Source organism: Novosphingobium sp. AAP83 (assembly GCF_001295795.1).
Classification (GTDB): Bacteria; Pseudomonadota; Alphaproteobacteria; order Sphingomonadales; family Sphingomonadaceae; genus Novosphingobium.
Map to the genome: position 1 here is coordinate 1 of NZ_LJHY01000026.1, position 2,770 is coordinate 2,770.

Annotated in this window: 1 protein-coding gene and 1 pseudogene; both read left to right on the forward strand. The window is 58.2% G+C overall.

Features of this window, described 5'->3' with window-relative positions:
* Positions 1 to 746: 746 nt before the first annotated feature.
* Positions 747 to 1,826, forward strand: coding sequence for a TIGR03032 family protein (locus IP81_RS14850; RefSeq protein ID WP_082356198.1), 1,080 nt, complete (start codon positions 747 to 749; stop codon positions 1,824 to 1,826).
* Positions 1,827 to 1,921: 95 nt separating this feature from the next.
* A pseudogene (locus IP81_RS21330) lies at positions 1,922 to 2,110 on the forward strand (integrase core domain-containing protein); the annotation flags it as partial.
* Positions 2,111 to 2,770: the final 660 nt, after the last annotated feature.

Sequence of the window (2,770 nt, forward strand, 5' to 3'; positions counted from 1 at the left end):
TCCATTGAATCAATCAATCGTTCCCACCGCAAGTGATTTAATAGGTCCTGAGCCTAAATCCCAATTTCTCTTTTTACTATAAGTCACGGGGACCGCTTATGGAAAAAAAGAAAGGTACAACTCACGTTGTGCACGGCGGTGACAAAACCAGCAATTGGAACGCCGGTATTGTGCTGAGCGTGGCGGAGTAAAAACCGGCCAATGGTAAGGTTGCTCATTAGAGGGCGGCCAGTCGCCGCCGCGCTGCCAATGTGGCGGAGCAAAACCAAGCCATACCCAACGAAAACAGACACTGCAAAATGGCCAAAAGCAAAGGACCTGATCGGCTTCCTGTGCTTTGCATCTGTCACAACGTCAGTAGCCTAATTTTACTCCGCCACACTGGCGGTTTTTGCTCCGCCGCTGACAAAGAGTCATACCTCGGCTTCGTCAATCTCGTCGCGGCCCTACAGTGGATACCCATTGTCCGCGAGACTTAGCGAACCCGCTCTGCCACGGCGCAGGTCGCTATTCGCTTATCATGGAATCTTTTATTACCGGTGTTCTCAGAACTGACAGTACATCATGGTGACGCTCGAGCAAATAGATTCTGGTGCAGCGTGAAGGCTCTGGAAAGCCTCCTATCTTTGAGCTATGTGGCCGCAAAATTGTTAAATCGGATCCCACATGAACTTGGTAGCAGTCTCGCTTCAGAGTGCCGGACGCGTTGCGTTCCGCCTCGCCCTCCCGTCGACAGGAGCCCTGACATGAGCGAGCCCAACGCCGTCGAGCCGGGCCAGATGATGCTCGCCTCTCCGGGGCTCGCTGCTTGGCTTGCCGAGGCGCGGTGTAGCTTGGCGCTCACCACCTACCAGGCCGGACGGTTGGTCTTCCTCGGCCTCAAGTCCGATGGCGGCCTGCGTGGACATGAACGTCTGATCGAGCAATGCCAGGGCCTCTGGACTGATGGCGACACCCTGTTGGCCAGTGGCAAGTCCATACTTTGGCGTTTTGTCAACGACCTGCCGCCTGGCGTGGGCACCGTCCAGGGCGCCGAACGCCGCTTCGTCCCGCGGGAGGCGCGCGTCACCGGCCGCATCGACATGCATGATATCGGCATGGGCGTTATGGACGGCATGGCCTCGCCGGGGCCGATCTTCGTTAATACGCTGTATTCCTGCCTAGCGACGATCAGCGACACGGCAAGCTTCCGTCCACTCTGGCGTCCGCCCTTCATCAGCGCGCTAATGCCTGAGGATCGTTGCCACCTGAACGGGTTGGCAATGGATGGCGAACGCCCCGCCTTCGTGACCGCCATCAGCAGAAGCGATGTGGCTGATGGCTGGCGCGAACGCCGGACGGATGGCGGCGTGGTGCTGGATGTCGCGAGTGGGGAAGTAGTCGCCAGCGGCCTGTCCATGCCGCATTCGCCCCGGCTGCGCGATGGGCGGCTCTGGGTGCTCAATTCCGGCCGTGGAGAGCTTGGCGTTGTGGACCCGGCCGATGGCCGCTTCACGCCGGTCTGCTTCTGCCCGGGCTATGCGCGCGGGTTATCTTTTATCGGGCGCTGGGCGGTGGTCGGGCTGTCACGCCCACGCGGCAACCACACCTTCGAGGGCCTGCCGCTGGACGCGCTGCTGACCGGCAAGGACGCGGCACCGCGCTGCGGGCTGCTTGTGGTGGACACCGAAACTGGTCAGGTCGCGGAATGGCTGCGCTTCGAGCACACCATCGGCGAACTCTATGACGTCGCCGTACTGCCCGGCGTGCGTCAGGCGGAGGCGATCGGCTTCATGGGCGAGGAAATCGAGCGGGCCATTAGCATTGAGCCAGAAGCCCAGCCCTGAGCGTGCCAAGGGGTGGGTGACCCGGGCATGCCATGCGCCTAGGTGGCTATAAGTCCGTGTTCGCTTTGTGGCGGCAACGCTGAGCTTAAGCTCGCCGGGACCGCTGGATGGACAATGTCTTCATCGAGCGGTTGTGGCGATCGCTCAAGTTCGAGTGCGTCTACTTGAACGACTTCGAAACCGGTTCCACATTGCGCGAATGTGTGGGCCGCTGGTTCGATTATTACAACAACCATCGCCCACATTTGACCCTCGCGGGCCGAACCCCGACTGAGGCACACAAGAGATTCGGAGTTTCATATCAGGTGGGGCATGCCCCTGCCGTTGCAAGCGCCGCATCATCTGCCGACTCCCATGCCACGGGCAATCCAGAAACACCGTGTCGATCACCTGCATCAACGCAAGCGTCGCCTCGCTCTCGGGCACTGGCGTGTAATACCAACTCGACCTGCTGATCGAAAAAAGGCGACATTGCGCCACGATCAAAAGGTTTGGATGCGAAAATTCGACCAGTGCCTGCCTCCGCTCTGTAGTCATCGTCCGGAGGCCTTCGCTAAAAAATCCCGTTCCACCAGCAATTGGCCGATCTTGGCGTAGAGCTTCTTGACTTCGGTTTTCGCTGGTGAACCCGGAGCGCTTCGTCAATCGCCCGCCACAGCCAGCGCTCGAACCAATCGCAGTCTGGATAAATCCGCCGAGTCGCAACCGCGTTTTGCAAGTCTAATCTCTCAAACTGGCCGCCTGATATTCGTTGACATGTTTTGGACCAGATCATACACAAATCATAAAGATATCAGGTCGCCGGTCGTATAAATCTGGCTGATTAAATCAATAGTCAAGGAAGTCGTCTATGCCGCTCACTGGTTTTAGCCCAACTGTAAGCTTTGCTCAGACCCTGATTCGGAAGTTTTTCAATTCCAGCAATATCTTGCGGTTCTGCGTGT

Coding starts and splice junctions, on each gene's coding strand:
- IP81_RS14850 (WP_082356198.1), top strand. CDS start 747: ATGAGCGAGCCCAACGCCGTCGAGCCGGGCCAGATGATGCTCGCCTCT.